This window comes from Paenibacillus sp. Paensp38 (genome assembly GCF_059491915.1).
This window is the reverse complement of record NZ_CP168516.1, coordinates 303,967-322,267: the sequence shown is the minus strand read 5'-3', so window position 1 is coordinate 322,267 and position 18,301 is coordinate 303,967. Positions and strand designations below refer to the sequence as shown.

General features: G+C 45.9%; 17 protein-coding genes. 2 read left to right on the top strand and 15 right to left on the bottom strand.

The genetic code is table 11. From position 1 onward, the window contains the following. Positions 1–64 precede the first annotated feature (64 nt). The 10 genes from ACEN8J_RS01400 to ACEN8J_RS01355 form a co-directional block, all read right to left on the bottom strand. Positions 65–838, bottom strand: a complete 774-nt coding sequence (locus ACEN8J_RS01400) for a sigma-70 family RNA polymerase sigma factor (RefSeq protein WP_495594191.1) — start codon at positions 836–838, stop codon at positions 65–67. Next, on the bottom strand, positions 835–1,287 hold the full coding sequence (rsbW, locus tag ACEN8J_RS01395) for an anti-sigma B factor RsbW (protein WP_013311930.1): 453 nt from the start codon (positions 1,285–1,287) through the stop codon (positions 835–837). Before rsbW ends, ACEN8J_RS01400 begins: the two co-directional genes overlap by 4 nt. Positions 1,288–1,305: 18 nt before the next feature. Beyond that, positions 1,306–1,644, bottom strand: coding sequence for an STAS domain-containing protein (locus tag ACEN8J_RS01390; protein WP_023990272.1), 339 nt, complete (start codon positions 1,642–1,644; stop codon positions 1,306–1,308). Between the two features lie 99 nt (positions 1,645–1,743). Then, positions 1,744–3,414 carry a response regulator gene (locus tag ACEN8J_RS01385; protein ID WP_029517172.1) on the bottom strand — a complete coding sequence of 557 codons (1,671 nt, stop codon included), beginning with the start codon at positions 3,412–3,414 and terminating at the stop codon, positions 1,744–1,746. Between the two features lie 19 nt (positions 3,415–3,433). Then, positions 3,434–4,303, bottom strand: coding sequence for a CheR family methyltransferase (locus ACEN8J_RS01380; protein WP_029517171.1), 870 nt, complete (start codon positions 4,301–4,303; stop codon positions 3,434–3,436). Positions 4,304–4,382: 79 nt separating this feature from the next. Continuing rightward, positions 4,383–8,102 (bottom strand): response regulator, encoded by a 3,720-nt coding sequence (locus ACEN8J_RS01375; RefSeq protein ID WP_495594190.1) that lies wholly within the window; start codon positions 8,100–8,102, stop codon positions 4,383–4,385. Next, on the bottom strand, positions 8,086–9,267 hold the full coding sequence (locus tag ACEN8J_RS01370) for a PP2C family protein-serine/threonine phosphatase (RefSeq protein WP_495594189.1): 1,182 nt from the start codon (positions 9,265–9,267) through the stop codon (positions 8,086–8,088). Before ACEN8J_RS01370 ends, ACEN8J_RS01375 begins: the two co-directional genes overlap by 17 nt. 234 nt (positions 9,268–9,501) lie before the next feature. After that, the gene (locus ACEN8J_RS01365; protein WP_023990277.1) at positions 9,502–9,843 is read right to left on the bottom strand and encodes a YflT domain-containing protein; all 342 of its coding nucleotides are present in this window, start codon (positions 9,841–9,843) and stop codon (positions 9,502–9,504) included. Positions 9,844–9,939: 96 nt separating this feature from the next. Continuing rightward, positions 9,940–10,458: a hypothetical protein gene (locus ACEN8J_RS01360; RefSeq protein WP_495594188.1), complete on the bottom strand. Its 519-nt coding sequence runs from the start codon at positions 10,456–10,458 to the stop codon at positions 9,940–9,942. A gap of 51 nt (positions 10,459–10,509) precedes the next feature. Continuing rightward, entirely contained in the window at positions 10,510–11,031 is a 522-nt protein-coding gene (locus tag ACEN8J_RS01355; protein ID WP_029517167.1) for a DUF948 domain-containing protein, read from the bottom strand. A 260-nt stretch (positions 11,032–11,291) separates the two neighbouring features. Here ACEN8J_RS01355 and ACEN8J_RS01350 point away from each other — a divergent pair, with 260 nt between their 5' ends. Further along, the gene (locus ACEN8J_RS01350; RefSeq protein WP_029517166.1) at positions 11,292–11,459 is read left to right on the top strand and encodes a DUF1328 domain-containing protein; all 168 of its coding nucleotides are present in this window, start codon (positions 11,292–11,294) and stop codon (positions 11,457–11,459) included. Positions 11,460–11,585: 126 nt separating this feature from the next. Here the strand turns inward: ACEN8J_RS01350 and ACEN8J_RS01345 are convergent, their stop codons facing one another. Beyond that, a complete protein-coding gene (locus ACEN8J_RS01345) occupies positions 11,586–12,752 on the bottom strand; it encodes a C40 family peptidase (protein WP_495594187.1) in 1,167 nt (388 codons plus the stop codon). A 191-nt stretch (positions 12,753–12,943) separates the two neighbouring features. Beyond that, on the bottom strand, positions 12,944–13,813 hold the full coding sequence (locus ACEN8J_RS01340; RefSeq protein WP_029517164.1) for a cation diffusion facilitator family transporter: 870 nt from the start codon (positions 13,811–13,813) through the stop codon (positions 12,944–12,946). Positions 13,814–14,267: 454 nt separating this feature from the next. Between ACEN8J_RS01340 and ACEN8J_RS01335 the strand changes: the two genes are divergently transcribed. Beyond that, a complete protein-coding gene (locus tag ACEN8J_RS01335; RefSeq protein WP_029517162.1) occupies positions 14,268–14,453 on the top strand; it encodes a hypothetical protein in 186 nt (61 codons plus the stop codon). 182 nt (positions 14,454–14,635) lie between these two features. On the opposite strand, the gene ACEN8J_RS01330 is transcribed toward ACEN8J_RS01335, so the two are convergent. The 3 genes from ACEN8J_RS01330 to ACEN8J_RS01320 form a co-directional block, all read right to left on the bottom strand. Beyond that, positions 14,636–16,264, bottom strand: coding sequence for an ABC-F family ATP-binding cassette domain-containing protein (locus ACEN8J_RS01330; RefSeq protein ID WP_013311942.1), 1,629 nt, complete (start codon positions 16,262–16,264; stop codon positions 14,636–14,638). Between the two features lie 282 nt (positions 16,265–16,546). Continuing rightward, entirely contained in the window at positions 16,547–17,326 is a 780-nt protein-coding gene (locus ACEN8J_RS01325; protein ID WP_029517161.1) for an ABC transporter ATP-binding protein, read from the bottom strand. Further along, positions 17,316–18,299 (bottom strand): FecCD family ABC transporter permease, encoded by a 984-nt coding sequence (locus ACEN8J_RS01320; protein WP_495594186.1) that lies wholly within the window; start codon positions 18,297–18,299, stop codon positions 17,316–17,318. The genes ACEN8J_RS01325 and ACEN8J_RS01320 overlap by 11 nt, the downstream gene beginning before the upstream one ends. Between the last annotated feature and the right edge of the window lie 2 nt (positions 18,300–18,301).

Sequence of the window (18,301 nt, the reverse complement as noted above, 5' to 3'; positions counted from 1 at the left end):
ATCGGAATAACGTGTCCTTACGATGTGACATCAAATATGTTAAACCAAGAATTCCGCGTTTTTCTCATGAAATAGAGGAATTAGACATAATCTGCTTCAGCTTTTCCGTAGCCCGCTTCTGAATACGGGAAACGCTCATCTGTGATACGCCCAACGTCTGGGCAATCGCACGTTGAGATTGACCGTCCTGAAATGCCAGAAGAAGCACCTTCTGTTCCTGCTCCTTCAGTTGGCTTAAAGCCTGCTGCAAATCCATTCGTTTTTCCACAGCGTCATAATCGTTAGCATCCGAGCTAATGAGCTCGCCTAACGTAGCTGCACTCTCTTCCTGGGATAAAGGCGAGTCCAGTGAAACATAGTGATAGCACTCACGACCAGCAAGCACCTCGATCGTTTCTTCCACGGTTAGATCCAAATAGGTCGCAATCTCGTCCACATTGGGTGAGCGTTCCAACTTAACGGTCAGTTCATCAATAGCATGTTGAACAAGCGCACCCTTTTCCTTAATGCGGCGAGGAACCTGGATGTACCAGGATTTGTCGCGCAAATAATTTTTCATATGTCCCAGCATACTTTTCATAGCGTACGGTTCAAATGGGATACCCAAGCTGATATCGTATTGCTGAAGCAGACGTATCAAAGCCATCTGACCGGTCTGATATAAATCCTCGTATAAGTCCGGACGGTTACGGGAGATTTTCCCGGCAGCCATCTTGACCATCGGCTCATACTTGCGGATCAGCACGGTAGCAATATCGTTATCCTTGGTTTGCTGGTACTCCCAGATTAGACCAACGGCTTCATCCATCGACTCCGGGGGAGTTACCTTTTCATTCATACTCTTTCCTCACTTCTGGTCAAGCGCTTTACCAGCACCACTTCGGTGCCTTTTCCTGTCTCATTCAAGATATGGACATCGTCCATAAGCGCCTGCATGAGATAAAAGCCTAATCCGCCTATCTGTGCATCATTCAACTCCTTGTCATGCAAGGATGCGATACGGGACGGGTCCTCCACGCGTTCAAAGCTCTCCCCTTCATCTTTGACACGAATGGACAGCGAAACTTCATCAAATTCGAATGTCACTTCCACGACTCCCCCCTCATGACCATATGCATAAAGGACAGAGTTATTACAGGCTTCCGATACAGCCACTTTCATGTCTTCAATATCCTCATAAGAGAATCCCATTTTCGCGGCAATACCGTATAAATTTAATCTTACAATATCAACAAAGTCAGCAGTTGCCGGCAAATTAAGAACTACTTTTTGAATTTGAGCGTTCATTTCTTTTTCTTTCCTTTCCTATTGGGAATTCTCCTGGGGGACAAAGAATTTGGCAATACCAGTCATATCAAATAGCTTTTGAATTTGAGGCGGTACCTCTTGAACAGCAAAGCGAGACTCCATCCCATGCCTTGCTTTTAAAATGGATAACAAGATTCCAATACCTGTGCTGTCAATGTATTTAAGGTCTCTCAAGTTAATAATCAAATCTTGGCTGGATTCCCCCACCAAAGGCTCCATCACCAGACGAAAATCAGGTGCTACCGAAAGATCCAACTCTCCACTCAGATAAACGGTATTTACGCCATCGGTTGTTTCCGTAATTGCATTAAACTTCTCATTTTTATTTGTATTCATAGGCCTACTCTCCCAAAAAAAGATTTCCCTACATACTAACCCATTATACGAGCGTTTGAATCACGGTATAACTTTTTAAACACTACCAAATGCCACCATCTAAGCTTCATTGATCTGATCTTTACCCGGTTGCATTGGAAAATGGTCCGGAGAATGCCGTAGCAATGCCTGTTTTACACTGCTGATTTTAACGGGCTTACTAATATAATCGTTCATCCCCGCTTCAATACATCGAGGCTGAATACCCTCCATGACGTTAGCCGTCATGGCGATAATGGCAGGTTGCGATCTTCCCGCCAATTGTTCACGCACTCTACCCGTACACTCCAGACCGTCCATCACAGGCATCTGCAAGTCCATAAAGATATAGTCATAGTCCTGATTAGCCGTGACCATATCAAGCGCCTGCTGTCCATCTGCTGCCACATCTGAAGCCAGTCCGAGCTTATCCAGTATATTAACCATCAGCTTCTGGTTAATCGGATGATCATCAACGACCAGTACAGGTCTACGACTTGGAGATTCCTGATGTGGAATTTCCCAATCGTGGCTGGACTCTCCCTCCAGTTCATTTTCCTGAGCAAAGCCAAGCTTCATTGTGAAATGAAACGTCACGCCCTGTTCTCCGCTCGTATCTACACGGATATCTCCGCCCATCATATTCACTAAGGTTTTACAAATGGCGAGTCCTAACCCGGTTCCACCATATTTACGTGTCATTGAAGAATCCAGTTGGGAAAAGGGCTGAAACAACCTTCCAACCTTAGCCGGATCAATACCAATGCCTGTATCCTTCACAGAAAACTCAACGGTAAGTCCATTATCGCTTTGCTCTTTGACAGATGCGAAGACATACACCCCGCCCCGGTCTGTAAATTTGACAGCATTGGATATCAGGTTAATCAGTACTTGACGCAATCTTCCCATATCTCCATATAACACAGGAGGCATCTGTTCATCGAGAAAATAAACCAGTTCCAAGTTCTTTCGGTTCACTTCTACCGTAAATAGGCTGAAAACTTCCTTGATACAGGAAACCAGATCAAAAGGATATTCCTCTACCTCCATTTTGCCTGACTCCAGCTTAGTGAAGTCCAGAATATCATTAATGACTGCTACCAGTGCGTCTGCACTACGACGGATGATATCGGCATATTCCTGTTGGTCGCTTTGCAGCTCCGTCTCCATCAGCAAATCAATCATTCCAATGACGCCGTTCATAGGTGTGCGGATCTCATGGCTCATCATCGCCAGAAATTCCGTTTTGGCATTGGCAGCAATCTCCGCTGCCTCCTTGGCGGCAATCAGTTCGCTGTTCATCTTCTCCAGCTGCTGGGTCTTCTGATGGAGCAGATGGGACTGTGTCTTCAAACGCTTGTTTGTCAGATACATTTGCACGAAACCTTCAATTTTGGACTTGAGAATTTGAGGGATGAACGGCTTAACCATATAATCAATACCGCCCGCTGAATATCCCGCAAATAAATGCTCCGCTTCCTTGCTGTTAGCTGAAATGAAGATAATCGGAATATCCTTCGTTTTCTCTCTGGCCTTGATTAGCTTTGCGGTCTCAATACCATCCATACCCGGCATCTGCACATCCAGGACTACGAGTGCAAATTCATCTTTTAATAGACATCGCAGCGCTTCTTCCCCGGATGTGGCCTTTACCAGATTATATTGTTCACTCTCCAGCACCGCCTCAAGAGCGAGCAGGTTCTCAGGTCTGTCATCTACCAGCAATATATGAATCGGTTCATGAAGCCCCATGGAATCCTCCTAAGCATCTCTATTTAATCTTCCGGTATATTTTTTCTATCCGGTCCAGCGGCTCGTAGGAATCACTATAATCGGTAAAATGTATGGATTCCTTGGCCCCAAGCACCAACACGCCAAAATGACTCAAGCTATCATAAAACAACCCATGTACATGGTTGCGAAGTTCGTCGTTAAAATAGATCATGACATTCCGGCAAAAAATAACATTGAACTCGTTAAAGGACCGGTCTGTCGCTAAGTTGTGCTCCGCAAAAATAATATTTTTCCGTAAAAAAGGATGAAACATCACTGAATCATACTTGGCTGTATAATATTCAGAGAACGATTGTGTGCCCCCGGACTCCAAATAATTTTTGGTATACAGCTTCATTCGGTCGATCCCGTATACGCCTTCCTTCGCCTGCTGTAAAGACAGGTTATTCATATCCGTCGCATAAATGCGGGCCTTATCATATAAGCCTTCCTCATGCAGCAAGATCGCCATAGAATATACTTCCTCACCCGTGGAGCAACCTGCATGCCATATTCGAATATACGGATACGTTCGCAAAATAGGAATGATTTTCTGTCTGAAATTCAGAAACAGCTCCGGGTCACGGAACATCTCGGTCACCGGAATGGAAAGGCTCTGTACCAGCCTATCGAAGGCGCTGCGATCATGCAGCACCTTCTCCTGAAGTCCTGATATCGTGCTTACATTCTCGGACTGCGCATGATAATAAACACGCCGCTTAATCGAAGGCAGAGCGTAGTTACGGAAATCGTAGCCGTACAGCCGATGTATACCTTCCAGCAACAGCTCAATCTCAATCAATTCCCGCTCAGCATCATTCGATTTCACTTCATTAGCAGCATTATCCGCCATATCCTTAGATGTCATAATCTCTCTCCAATTCCTAAATAGGTTTTGCCTGTGCCGCTCCCATCATGTGTCGATTTATATTACCCATTTTTTTGGGTTACGAATACAACCACACCCGCATTAATGATAAAAGTTGTTCGGTTTGAATCGGTTTTTTTACATAATCGGAAGCGCCTGCCTCAATACACTTGGAACGATCATCCTTCATGGCCTTGGCTGTCAGGGCAATAATAGGCATCTTCTCGAATTGTGGCATTAGCCGGATACGTCGCATCGCTTCATATCCATCCATTTCCGGCATCATCATATCCATCAGCACCAGATCAAAATCAGGTGTCTGTTCCAGCAGTTCCAGTGCTTCTCTTCCATTTTCCGCAAAGGTAACATCCATACGATAGCTTTCCAGCACACTGGACAGAGCAAATACATTGCGAATATCATCGTCTACCAACAATATTTTTTTACCTTCAAACAGCTCTTCCTTGTTGTATAGCTTTTGCAAAATTTTTCGTTTGTCCTCAGGAAGATTCGCCTCTACACGATGCAAGAACAGCGTTGTTTCGTCCAAAAGCCGTTCCGGCGATTTAACATCTTTAATAATAATAGACTCTGCATATTTGCGAAGTTGCGTTTCTTCTTTGTTATCCAGATCTTTGCCTGTATAAATAATGATCGGCAGATCAGCTAGCTGCTCGTTCTCTCGAATACGATCCAGCAGCTCAAAACCAGTCATGTCGCTCAGCATCAGATCCAGTACCATGCAGTCATACCGCTGAGTGGCCAGCTCATTCAGTGCTTCCTGACCTGTCGATACCGCCGTAATGGCAACATCATCATGATCGATCAGCTCAATAATGGATTTACGCTGATTATCGTCATCTTCAACCACAAGAAGACGTTTGACCATTTGGTCTGTATACGATTTTATATGTGAAAATGCCTTATCCAGACTTTCCTTCGAGGAAGGCTTTTTGAGATAGGCAATCGCGCCCATCATTAGGCCCTGCTTCACATCATCTATGACTGAAATAACATGCACTGGAATATGACGTGTCGATGAATTTCCTTTTAGCTCGCCTAAAATGGACCAGCCATCCATCACAGGTAATTGAATATCTAATATAATAGCGTCCGGCAAATAAGACTGAGCCATGTTGAGCCCATCGTCTCCTTGGAGAGCGATCAGTGCCTTAAAGCCCCGGCTACGGGCCATATCGTACAAAATATTAGCAAAGTTAATATCATCCTCAATAATCAGCAGCACTTTATCCTGCGAGGTAATCTCGTTTCGGTCGTCCCCTGGATGTATAATGTCCTCCGCTTTGTTTTTCGAAGGTATCTGATATAATGGCAACTGTTTAGCAGGCATAATCATGGGAAGGTCCGTTTCTGCCGAGGCTGCAACATTCTCAAAATTCGAATTCACATCCGTACCGTTAAATTCCTCTCTCGAATGAGAATCCATATCCTCAGCCGTAGGCGTTTGTTCCGGCAAATACAGTGTGAAGCAACTGCCCTGTCCCTGCTCGGATTCCACCGTAATCACACCGCCCAACAATCTGGAAAGCTCGCGGCTGATTGACAGACCTAGTCCTGTCCCCCCATATTTCCGGCTGGTTGTACCATCTACCTGCTGGAAGGCTTCGAAGATCAGATCCGTTTTATCGGAAGCAATCCCAATGCCCGTATCACGCACAGATAGAGCCAGATAGGATCTTCGTGGATTTAGCAGACCCGGAAGCTGTTCCCCATTTGCCCGAGATACACTGAAACGAATAGATCCTTCCGTGGTGAACTTGAATGCATTGGACAACAAATTACGTAAAATTTGTTTGAGACGATAACCGTCACTGATAATGGCATCTGGCAAGTTCTCTTCGATCTCGGTATGCAGTTGAAGCCCACGTTGGGCTGCGACCGGAGCAAAATTCTGCTCCACAAACAGTTCCAGTTCCTTCAAGTGGACCGCTTCATGGTTAATATCCATTTTTCCAGCGTCCACTTTGGATAAATCCAGAATTTCATCAATCATTTTCAGCAAATCCGCGCCTGACATATAAATGGTTTGTGCATATTCCACCTGCTTCGGCTTGAGATTGCCTTCCTTGTTCTCAGACAAGAGCTGAGAAAGAATGAGCAAGCTATTTAGCGGAGTACGCAGCTCATGAGACATATTGGCCAAAAACTCAGATTTGTATTTGCTTGTGATTCCTAGCTGCATGGCCTGTTGTTCCAACTGAGCTCGTGCATGTTCAATCTCGTCGTTCTTTTCTTCCACTTCTCGTACCTGTTCTTCTAGCGCTCTGGTTTTGGCAATTAGTTCAGTATTAAAATGCTCCAATTCTTCTTGTTGACGCTGTAACAATTCCTCTGAACGCTTGAGTTCCTCTGTTTGCTCCTCCAAATTTTCGTTGGAGCGCTTGAGTTCCTCTTGCTGAGTTTGTAGCTCCTCGGACTGGCATTGCAATTCCTCAGTAAGTGCCTGGGACTCGCGCAGCAATTGCTCTACACGCATCCGTCCCTTGATATTGTTCAGAATGATCCCCATGCTCTCTACTAATTGAGCAAACAGCTTCGTTTCCAGATCACTGAAGCGATCCAGTGACGCTATTTCTATAGCACCGATGCACTCATCTTCGAACAAAATAGGGAAAATCATAATTCCCACTGGCTTACTTTCTCCTAAGGCAGAGCCTATGGACAAATATCCGTCAGGAGCCTCTGTAATCAAGATCGGCTTACGATCCAAAACACATTGTCCGAGCAACCCTTCGCCTACCTGGATAACGTCTCTAATCGAATTTTCGCCAGTCACCTTTGCATAGGAGCCGTATAACTTAAATCGGTTGTCTTCTACATCTTTTCCTTGCAAATAGATGGCTCCATAACTGCCTCCCAAGATGGGCGTAAACTCACTAATGAACATCTGAGCAACCTGCTCCAGTGAATTTACGCCACGGAACAACTCAGTCACTCGAGCAGTATTGGCATTAAGCCAAGTTTGGTCCTTCTGCGTTTGAAGGACGGAATGTTCAAATTTCCGCTTTTCTTCCAAGTCTCCGGCCATTTGTTGAAATACACGAGCGACCTCACCGATTTCATCTTTGGAGGCAACACTCATTCGGCTGATGGCCCTGTACTTTCCCTTGCCAAAACCATTAATCATGAGATTCACGACATTTAGACCTTTGGCAATACTTGGGAGCACCCACAAAATAACCAGTAAGCCCATGATCAGGCCGGCGGCCATCAGAATTGTGGTAATCTGCACAGATTCTTCATACGCCAAATTGGCTTGCTTCATGTCGCTATCAATTTCCCGATCCTGAAAAACGGCAAGGGCATTAATACTATCCATCGCCTCCTCTTGGGCAGGCAAACCAGTACTATTGCGGAAAGCGTTAGCCTCATCAATACGATCTTGCCCCAACAAAGAGACCAGTCTTTGTTCGTAACTTAAAAATTCATTCCACGCGACGGCTACCCGATCAACCTGCTGTTGCTCTTCACTGGTGCCGGAATTCGTTTGCAGACTAGCCAGCACTTTCGTTCCAGTAGCCGAAATATCGTCCAGCTCGCGTTTGGCCTCACTAACGGAGGAACCTGGATTCAAGATCAGATTGGCCATCACTTTGGCCATATCGTTCACCTGCCCGCGAATAGCTGTTGTTTTCCGGACTTTCATATATCGATCCTGATAAACCTGATTCAACTGCTCATTCAGGCTCCCCATCCGGTCATAGCTGATTAGTGTCAGCACAAGGAGGATCGCCATAAGCGATCCAAAGCCAATCAGCAGTTTATTTCTGATTTTCATGCAAGCTCTCTCCCTCTTTCAACGAAATCCAGATCAGGCATTTATCATCATCACGATCTTGTGGCGCCTCTTTACGAAAAAAAGCATCCAGCATCGCTTCTTCATTCCATTGCTCATATTTACGCAGACACTCAGTCAGATACTGCAACTGCTCCTCATATTCACCTTCCACCGCCTCCAGCAAGCCATCCGTATACAAAGCGATATGCCCTGTTCCTTCATAATGAATCGTGTGCATTTCTGCATCAATCTTATCAAATAAACCAACCGGGCTGCATGCACGGTCAAATTTGGTAATGCTACCATCCTGGTTGAACAGCAAACCGGGAGGATGTCCCGCATTTACATAGTCAATTCGCCGTGCACGGGTATCAATCACCATATAAATCGCCGTAAAATAATACTGTACCAGCTGTTTGCCCAGATCCAGTTGATTAAAACGACGATTCAGCTCTTGTATGACCTTCTCAGGCTCCACATACGTGGTCACCGTGTCCTTAAGTACAGATGCAATGAACATGCAGAACAGCGAAGAAGAAATGCCATGTCCCATCATATCCAGCAAAATGATGGCATATCGCCCCTCCCCTAACGGATACCAAGAATATAAATCCCCTGCCAGTTCAAAGGAAGGCTGATAGAGCGCATTTACTTGCAGCACCGGGTCCTGAATGGCAGGACTAAGTACCGCTTGCTGCACCATCGCGGCCAGCTTCAACTCATCCTGAATTCGCTGATCCCGATCCTTATGCCAGTCCTTCTCCAATTTGAGACGCAAGGCAGATCGGATTCGCGCCATTAGCTCTACCTTGTTGATCGGCTTCGTGACGTAATCGACGGCTCCCACATCCAGAGCTTCAGCCAATTTTTTAGAATCACCTACAGCCGTTACCATAATAATCGGGATATCTTTTAAATGCTCATATTCCTGCACAATACTGCAAGCTTCAATGCCGTCCATTTCAGGCATCATCATATCCAGCAGCACCAGATCAATATCTGAAGGACGGGGCCTGAGACTAATGGTACGATCGCCTATTCCCAGATGCTCTAACATTTCTGCGGCCGAGTTAGCAGAGATCACATCCCGATAATTTTCTTTTTTTAGTATCTCACGAATAATAATGATATTCGTCGGGTTATCGTCAACAATTAGAATTCTCATTGGCTTCTCCTTATCTGTAACTCATGTATTATACTATACCTACTTAAACGGCAACACCCTTGTTGATTAGTAGTAGTGTTTCCGTAAGAAGGCATTCCAAAAACATAGATAAGGAATGAGGCTGAACCCCATTCCTTATCTATGTTTTTGGAGGACCCGCGAAACACTTGTGCTGCGGTCAACTTCCTCTTTTTCGAATCTAATGTCACGCTGCTCTTATAGTGAACAGCGATATCACGCTTTTTTAGCAATGACCAGCACTTTCCCCTGATCCAGTTCTTTTTCATAAAAGTCAGCTTCCGTATCTGTAAATCCCAAGGAAGTAATTTTAGCGCGAAGCTCATCGCCGCGGGAACGGAACAAGTTGGCTAATGAATCGAAAACGCCCTCTTCCTTAATCCCGATTTCCTTGGCATCCACCGTATCGGCAATACGATCTGTCCGATCCTGATCATGAGCGAGCACGAACACATCCTCATAACGATAGCCTGTGTTACGCAACTCATTTACTGCTTCAACGGCTTGTACACCGTTATCTACCACTTTGGCATAAGATTTATGATTGGTCTGATTCATGTTTCTCACGCTCCTTTAAGGATTGACTTCTCTGACTATTACACTTCACATATCCATTTGAAACTTCCATGTTATGTCATGCCTTAAAAAAATCAATTACCATTCCGTTTCATCAAAAAACTCAACATACTTAGGTTTATCAGACGTCTCATCCATAAACACTTTGATTGCACGTTGTCCGCGTACATATACCTCTCCGTCTTCCGCCGTGAATTGCGAGCCACCCAGCGCCTGATCGAGCGTTTTCCGTTGCAGCGGCAGCCACTTATCATTCACCTTGATTCGACCGGCAGCAGGATCTACATGCACATAAGAAACGACGTCCTCACGCATACCTACCACAACATCTGGATATTGGTATTCTGTAGAAAGCAGCAACTTATCCTTTTTGACTCGCTGTGGCTTGCCCAGCTTTTTCAATACATCAGCACGTGTATCATCCAAAGATATGCCATTTAAGGTATGAAAATCTGCTGGTACAGCATGTGAAGCGGGTATCGTCTGCACAGTCCTAACCACATGTCCCGCTATTTGCGGGGAAACGGTTTGCTGAACCGTATCCTGTCCGGAAAAGGGAGTGAGCAAACCAGCAGCTAGTAATAACGTCTTCATCATAAATCTCACCCTTTCAATGAATTTCCTGTAGTTTACGGTTCAGCCACTATGCTACTGACGCATTTTCTGCCACACCCCAGCAGCGATGTCTACATAACCCAACCAGTTTTTACCTGGCTTGGCCGCAGGCTCCTCATAAGTCGCATTGTAGCTCTGAACCGTCCGCTCCGTTGCGGTCAAAGGTCTATTCGATGTCGTTGCCTTGATCGCGTTATCCGTTCTGGAAGTATTACTCGCAGCGCTATGCGATTTCTGAAACCGTGTCATTAACGCTGTTGAAGCCTGCTTGGCAGCCAACGTCACTTCGCTGAGTACCTCCCCCAAATTTCTAACCGATTCCATCACTGGCTCCACTTGCTTCAATTTATGATCAACATCTGCGGTGATGTCATTCGCATGTCGAACCGTTTGTTTTACTTCATAACTCAGTTCATCAATCGTTTTTTGTACATCCTGCAAGGTTTGAGTCACCTTATCCAAAGAGCCTTGTGCTGCTTTCAACGTTTTAATGAGGAAAATAACGAGAACTGCAAATGCGATAGCAATAATAAAAATGCTGACCTGTGTTAACATAGCGTAACCTCTCTTTCGTCTTTCACGATGATGTTTATGATTACTGCATAGTTACCCTTTAGATTCAGACACGAAACAACGTCCAGGCTGGCTTCTTCTCCGCTCCAAACGTTATGATTCACGGACTCTCACACCGTTTAAAACAACGTATAACGATGGCACAGACACGAATATTCTATAGAAGTCTCCATCATCTGCAACCATGCTCTATCGGGGCGTGAGTATGCCACATTATATACAATTAAAGGAGGATACAGAACATGCTAAAATGGTCCGCTTTATTCTTAATTTTTGCTGTGATCGCCGGTATCTTAGGTTTTTTTGGTATCGTCGTGTCCGTAGCTGCTACAATCGCTAAAATATTATTTGTGATATTTCTGGTGTTGTTCGTCATTTCACTCTTCACCAGAAGAAAACGGGTTTCATAGTTATCGGATGCTAGCTGCACAAAAGCAATATTCTAAATGTCTATAAAAAAAGGATGTTCCCACCCTGGTCAACAGGGCTGTGGAACATCCTTTTTTGATGCAGCTTTTTAACAGTTAGCGGCGCTTTTATTGAATCACGCTGCCCCCAAACAGGAAACGGTCCTGCCAAGGCTTGCTGAAATCCGTAACTTTTACACCGCCACCCGCTACAGAAAACGTATGGAGAAGCTTGTTGTCTCCCAAATATACAGCTACGTGTGTAATCGTTTGGGAGGAGTTATCCAAGGACGTGTACGCCCCGGAAGATGCATTATAATTGGTAAAGAAGAGCAAATCGCCACGCTTCAGCGTAGTCATGTCCGTATTCGGCTGACTGTTTTGCTTGATCCACTCACCCTGTGAACGAGAATCTGCCGGAAGCTGGATACCTACAGCCTGACGGAAAATTTGACGGGTAAATGCCGAGCAATCAAAAGTAGCCGTACTGCTACGATCCGAACCATATTCATATGGAGTTCCGAGATAAGTCATCCCCGTGTTAATAACCTGCTCTATTGCAGCCGCTGCATCACCGGAAAATATGTTCATAGTTGACGCAGGAGAGGCTGTCACAGGTATTGCAGTAGTATCAGGAGTGGTTGTCACCGGAGCAGACACAGGCTGCTGCACAACAACGCCCTCACCAATACGAATATACTGTGGAGACGAGCTGACGTAACCCACCGTACCACCAGCATTGGTAACCTTGAACCAATAGGCATTACTTGGATCGGTAATCGTAACGACATCCCCTGCATTCAAATAGCCCAAGACCTCGGAAGAAGTGGATGCCTCCGCCCGCAAACGAACGGACGTTTGAATCGTAGCTTTCGTTTGACCGGCAGAACTATTCACTGAGGCCACAGCCTCTTTAGCTGAAACATTTTTAACTGGCTCTGCGGCTTCCGATTTACGGCTGGCAGATGAGGTGACAGCAGCAGCGACGCTGGTAGCGCCAACTTTTATGTACTTGTCGGAGCTGCTAGTGTATCCGGTTACTCCATCAGAAGTCTTGATCTTATACCAATAGCTGTTTGTTTTCTCCAATACCGTTACGGCCTCTCCCTGCTTCATAAAGCTGACTACATCCCCTGTAGTCGAAGGACCGGATCTAAGCTTTACAGCCGCCTGAATAACCGCCTTCTGTCCTGTGGATGCTGTTGATGCCGCTGCGTCAACCTGACCCGGCGCCACATGAATTGCTGCCAACAGCGCGGCTGACGTCATGAGCATTCCCATCACGCGTCTTCTCAATGTTGCACCTCCTGGCTGTTTTTACGAATTTGAAGAGCATATCCAATTCCGACGAATATAGCCGGACATGCCTTCATTATAGTAAAAGCAGCAGGAAGAGAGATATAATCCAAACGTCACAAAAGGAAGCGTATACGCCTTTTACATATAGGTCTAAAGTCACTTTTAATACTAACTATTTAATAATTAATCTATAATTTGGGTTCTACATGGACATGGACATGCATCGTATTATGAACCTCTTGTAGGCGTTCCTCAATCCGGTCGCTGATCCGATGCCCTTCAATCAGGCTGAGTTGCGGATTCACCTCAATGACCACATCCACCAGTGCATGATTGCCGTGTACACGTGCCTTAACGTCCCGAATCCCCTCTACTCCAGGTATACGGGCAATCGTACTTCGTAAGTCAGACAGTTCTTGCTCATCAAATCCATCGGTCAAGCTGTGTGTGGAATCCTTAAAAATATCCCACGCTGTTTTGCAAATGATACATCCTACCGCGATCGCAGCTACAGTATCCAGCCAGGGTAGCCCGAACTGTGCGCCGATAATGCCAACTGCTGCCCCAACACTGACAAGTGCATCCGATAGATTATCCTTGGCCGCTGCCAGCAAAGCCTTATTGTTAATTTGCCGTGCCAGCCTGTTATTGTACAAGTACACTCCCAGCATAATCACGGCACAAATCACAGCTACACCCGCGGAGGTGATATCCGGTATTTGCTTTCCGCCCTTGAAAATGCTGCCGATCCCATCAATAAGCACCTGCAAACCGACGACAGCCATAATAAAGGACGCCAGCAGCGCCGCGATCGTTTCTGCCCGAAAATGTCCATAGGCATGGTCAGAGTCCGGTGGCTTTTGGGAAATTCTCAGTCCAACCAGTACAGCAACCGACACTACAATATCGGTAACATTATTGAAGCCATCCGCCCGCAATGCGCTAGAAGCAAATATATACCCGCTAATCAGCTTAAAGGCGGACAGCAAGAGATAAGCAGCAATGCTTACCCACGCCCCACGCTCACCTTTTCGGATTTCATCATAGACATTTACCACAACGTAGGACACTCCTTCAAATATATAGTTCCCAGCAGAACGACCTCACCGGGCCCAAAAATAAAAATAGCAGCATCGCTGCCTTGAACCCTCAACATTAACTTTTCAAACAAGCAGCGTAGCTATCCTGAAAATAACAATTCACCTTTGGGTAACTGTTATTTTCAGGATAGCAGACGAACTTTGTGTGGGTCTAGAGAAACAGTCTTTCCGCTCTGCATCGCTGTAGGAACAACGAAAAAGTATTGCCAGGCCCCATTCCTGTAGGTTACACAAAACATTTTTTCCTTCACACAAAAAACAGACGTTTTCTCTCCCGCCCCACCCCAGATGGGTGTTATCATTGTTGCCCTTGTCCCTTCTTTTAAAAACGTATAAAATGAGGACACAGCCGCGTTTTTCTTCAATCCAACATGATTGACATGAATCTGGCGGCAACAGGAGGAATTTATTCATGAGCGATGCCAATGAACCACGTAAAGTTAATCTCGCAGATGCCATTCGGGAAAAGCTGGCACAAAAAAAACAGCAGTCCGGCGCTTCACAGCAGGGCGGCTTTCAAGGCGGTTCCACCAAAACACTTAAAAGCCAAAATACGAAGAAGCCGAACAACCAACGCCGTCGTACAGGCGGATCATAAGCCACCTCATAGCCTTTATAGGGTACCAAAGGTCTGGCGAGGTCTATCTTACCTCACGGCCAGAGCCAGGTAAGCTATGGGCATGGCACAAAAACGAAAAAGAGGAGTCTCCCTGCCATCTCAATGGCCTAAAGGAGCTCCTCTTTCGTTTATCTAGTTGTTGAAGATAGCCGGTTGGAATTTTAGCCGATTTCTACCGGATACATACGTTCACGCAATTTCGCGATTTCTTCATTTTCCAAGTATTCATCATAGCTCATCGTACGGTCGATTACGCCGTTTGGTGTAATTTCCACAATGCGGTTCGCAATCGTTTGAATAAACTGATGGTCATGAGATGTGAACAATATAGTACCGTCAAAATCAATCAGACCATTGTTCAGCGCTGTAATGGACTCCAAATCCAAGTGGTTGGTCGGTTCTTCCAGCAACAGCACATTGGCACCGTTCAGCATCATTTTCGCCAGCATACAGCGAACCTTTTCGCCCCCGGACAGTACACTTGCTTTCTTAAGTGCTTCTTCACCAGAGAAAAGCATACGTCCCAAGAAACCACGCAGGAACGTTTCGTCCTGATCCTTGGAATATTGACGGAGCCATTCCACAAGATTCATGTCCACACCTTCAAAATAGGTGGAATTATCTTTCGGGAAATAAGCTTGGCTAGTTGTAATCCCCCAAGAAAATTCTCCGCTGTCTGCTTCAATCTCGTTCATCAATACTTGGAAGAGCGTCGATTTAGGCAAACCGTTCGGCCCAACAAACGCGATTTTATCGCCTTTGTTCACAACCAGACTGAACTCATTCAGCACTTGCTCGCCTTCAACGGTTTTACTGAGGCGGTCTACTGTCAAGAGTTGTTTGCCTGCTTCGCGTTCAGGCTTGAAGTTCAGGAAAGGATATTTACGGTTCGATGGACGGATGTCGTCCAGCGTAATTTTATCCAGTTGTTTTTTACGTGAAGTAGCTTGTTTGGACTTGGAAGCATTCGCGGAAAAGCGCTGAATAAAGGCTTGCAGTTCCTTGATCTTCTCTTCCTTTTTCTTGTTGGCATCACGCGTCAAGGCAAGCGCAAGCTGGCTGGACTCATACCAGAAGTCGTAGTTGCCGACGTACATCTGGATTTTGCCAAAATCGATATCCGCAATATGCGTACATACCTTGTTCAGGAAGTGACGATCATGGGATACGACGATGACGGTGCCTTCATAGTCCATCAAGAAATTTTCCAGCCATTGAATGGATTCGAGATCCAAATGGTTGGTAGGCTCATCAAGCAGCAAATTGTTCGGACGGCCAAACAACGCTTGAGCCAGGAGAACACGTACCTTGTCATTACCACTCAGCTCAGACATGTTCTTGTCATGCAGGTCGCGGGGAATACCAAGACCGATCAGCAAGGAAGCTGCATCCGGCTCAGCATCCCAACCATTCAGTTCCGCAAATTCGCCTTCCAGTTCACCGGCACGCAGGCCGTCTGCTTCAGTAAATTCCGTTTTGGCATACAGCGCATCTTTTTCCTTCATGATTTCATACAGACGCGTATGACCCATAATAACGGTTTCCAGAACCGGGAATTCATCGTATTCATAATGGTTCTGCTTGAGCACTGCCATCCGTTCGCCCGGTGTCATGTGAACCTCGCCTGAATTGGCTTCGATTTCACCGGAAAGAATTTTCAAAAAGGTGGATTTGCCCGCGCCATTCGCCCCAATCAGGCCGTAGCAGTTCCCAGGAGTAAATTTGATATTTACGTCTTCAAAAAGTGGGCGTTTCCCATAACGAAGCGTTACGCCGCTTGTACTGATCATATAAGCATACCATCCTTATCATTAGTAAAGTGCTAAACACAAAATTACCGACGGCAATAGTATAACACACAAAAGATCGGATTCGAACCGTAGTATAAGCATAACCGTCCCTGAATCTCATCCAATATCTTATAAATAAAATAAAAAATGCTTCTGTCTCCACGATTGTCACCTGACAAACACATGGACCAGAACCATTTTCATGTTTTAAATTCGTTGAGATGTCGTGAGGACAAACGCGTTATTCAGTCGCAGCATTGATGTTCCGTATGCTTGTAAATGTCAGGAAGCCCCGACTCCTATCGGAATGAGATACATGCCGGCTTCATCATCCTGTTTGATTACGACCTCCACATCATAAACCGCCTGGATCAGTTCAGATGTAACGACCTCTGTAGGTGGGCCGTTCGCTATAATACGCCCTTCCTTCATGGCAATCATTACATCGCTATACCGAATAGCCTGATTGATATCATGCAGCACCATCACGATTGTCAGTCCATGTTCTTGGTTTAACTGCCGAATGAGCTCTAAAATTTCAAGCTGGTAGTACATATCCAAATAGGTGGTCGGCTCATCCAGAAATAAAATTGGCGTCCGCTGTGCCAAGGCCATTGCAATCCATACACGCTGCCGTTCTCCTCCTGAGAGCTGATCCAACGTGCGAGTTCTACGTTCGTTCAGGTTAGTACAGGCTATCGCCCACTCAATCGCCTCCTCATCCTCGTCACGTCTCGCTGTGAACATGTTCTTATGCGGCAATCTGCCGAAGCTTACGAGCTTTTCTACAGTCAAGTCGGAAGGTGCCTCGTTCTGCTGATGGACTACCGCCAGTTGACGGGCCAGCTCCTTGGGCTTGTAGTGGGCTATCTCTTTGCCGTCCAGAATCACCTGGCCCAAGCGGGGAACAGCATTGTTGGACATCACGCTGAGCAGCGTCGATTTGCCACACCCGTTGGGACCAATAATGGTCGTAATCCGTCCCGACTCAATAACAGCATGAATAGCGTGCAGACGATCTGTTTTCCGATCATATGAGAAGGTTATATCCTTAATGTCCATAGGTGCGATCCGCCTTTCTGATCAGGAATATCAGGAACGGCCCGCCAATGACGGCCATAATAATAGAAGCCGGGATTTCATTGGGAGCAAGCACCGTCCGCCCCAGAGTATCCGCGAGCAGCAGCAGCAAGCCGCCGCATAAGGCGGAAAATGGAATCAACCACTTATGATCCGAGCCAACTAGATAGCGGGCACAATGCGGAACGAGCAGGCCGATAAAGGCAATCACTCCTGCGATGGCTGTAGCCGTTGCTGCAAGCAGCACTGCAATCACAGAAATCAAAAGTCGTGCGCGCGTTACATTGAATCCCAGATTTTTAGCTGTTTTATCTTGAAGAGACAAGAAATTGCACCAAGAGAACACGAGCATGGCCAAAATTAGTCCAATCCCGCCATAGGCCACAATAACCTCGACATCTACCCATTTTTTCATAGACAAGGTTGAAGTGGTAACCTGGTTAATACTGGTGACCGCATAACTGCCTCGATAGTTAAACGACTGACCTAAACCAGAAAAAATGGCATTCACAGCCACCCCAATCAGAATGAGACGAATCGGATGCAATCCGGATCTCCATGAAAATCCATAAACCATTAAACAAGCTATCGCACCGCCAATAAATGAAAAGAACGGCATCCAGAAATAAAGCATTGGAAAGACCGTCACCGCAATCAGCGAGATCAATGCTGCTCCCGAAGAAATGCCGATAACTCCGGCATCTGCCAGCGGGTTTTTCATAACAGCTTGCAGCAAGACACCCGCCACTGCAAGTGCTGCACCTGCCATCACGGCTACGATAATTCTCGGTAGTCTCAGGTCCTTGACCACATTCACCTGATCATCTGTACCTGTCCACAATCCGGTGACCAACTGACTCAAATCCACCTTGAGACTACCTGTCATCGCTGAATATAACATGACGCCGACGAGCAAGACCATTACAACAATAAGACTCCAACCTTTTTTGGACATGT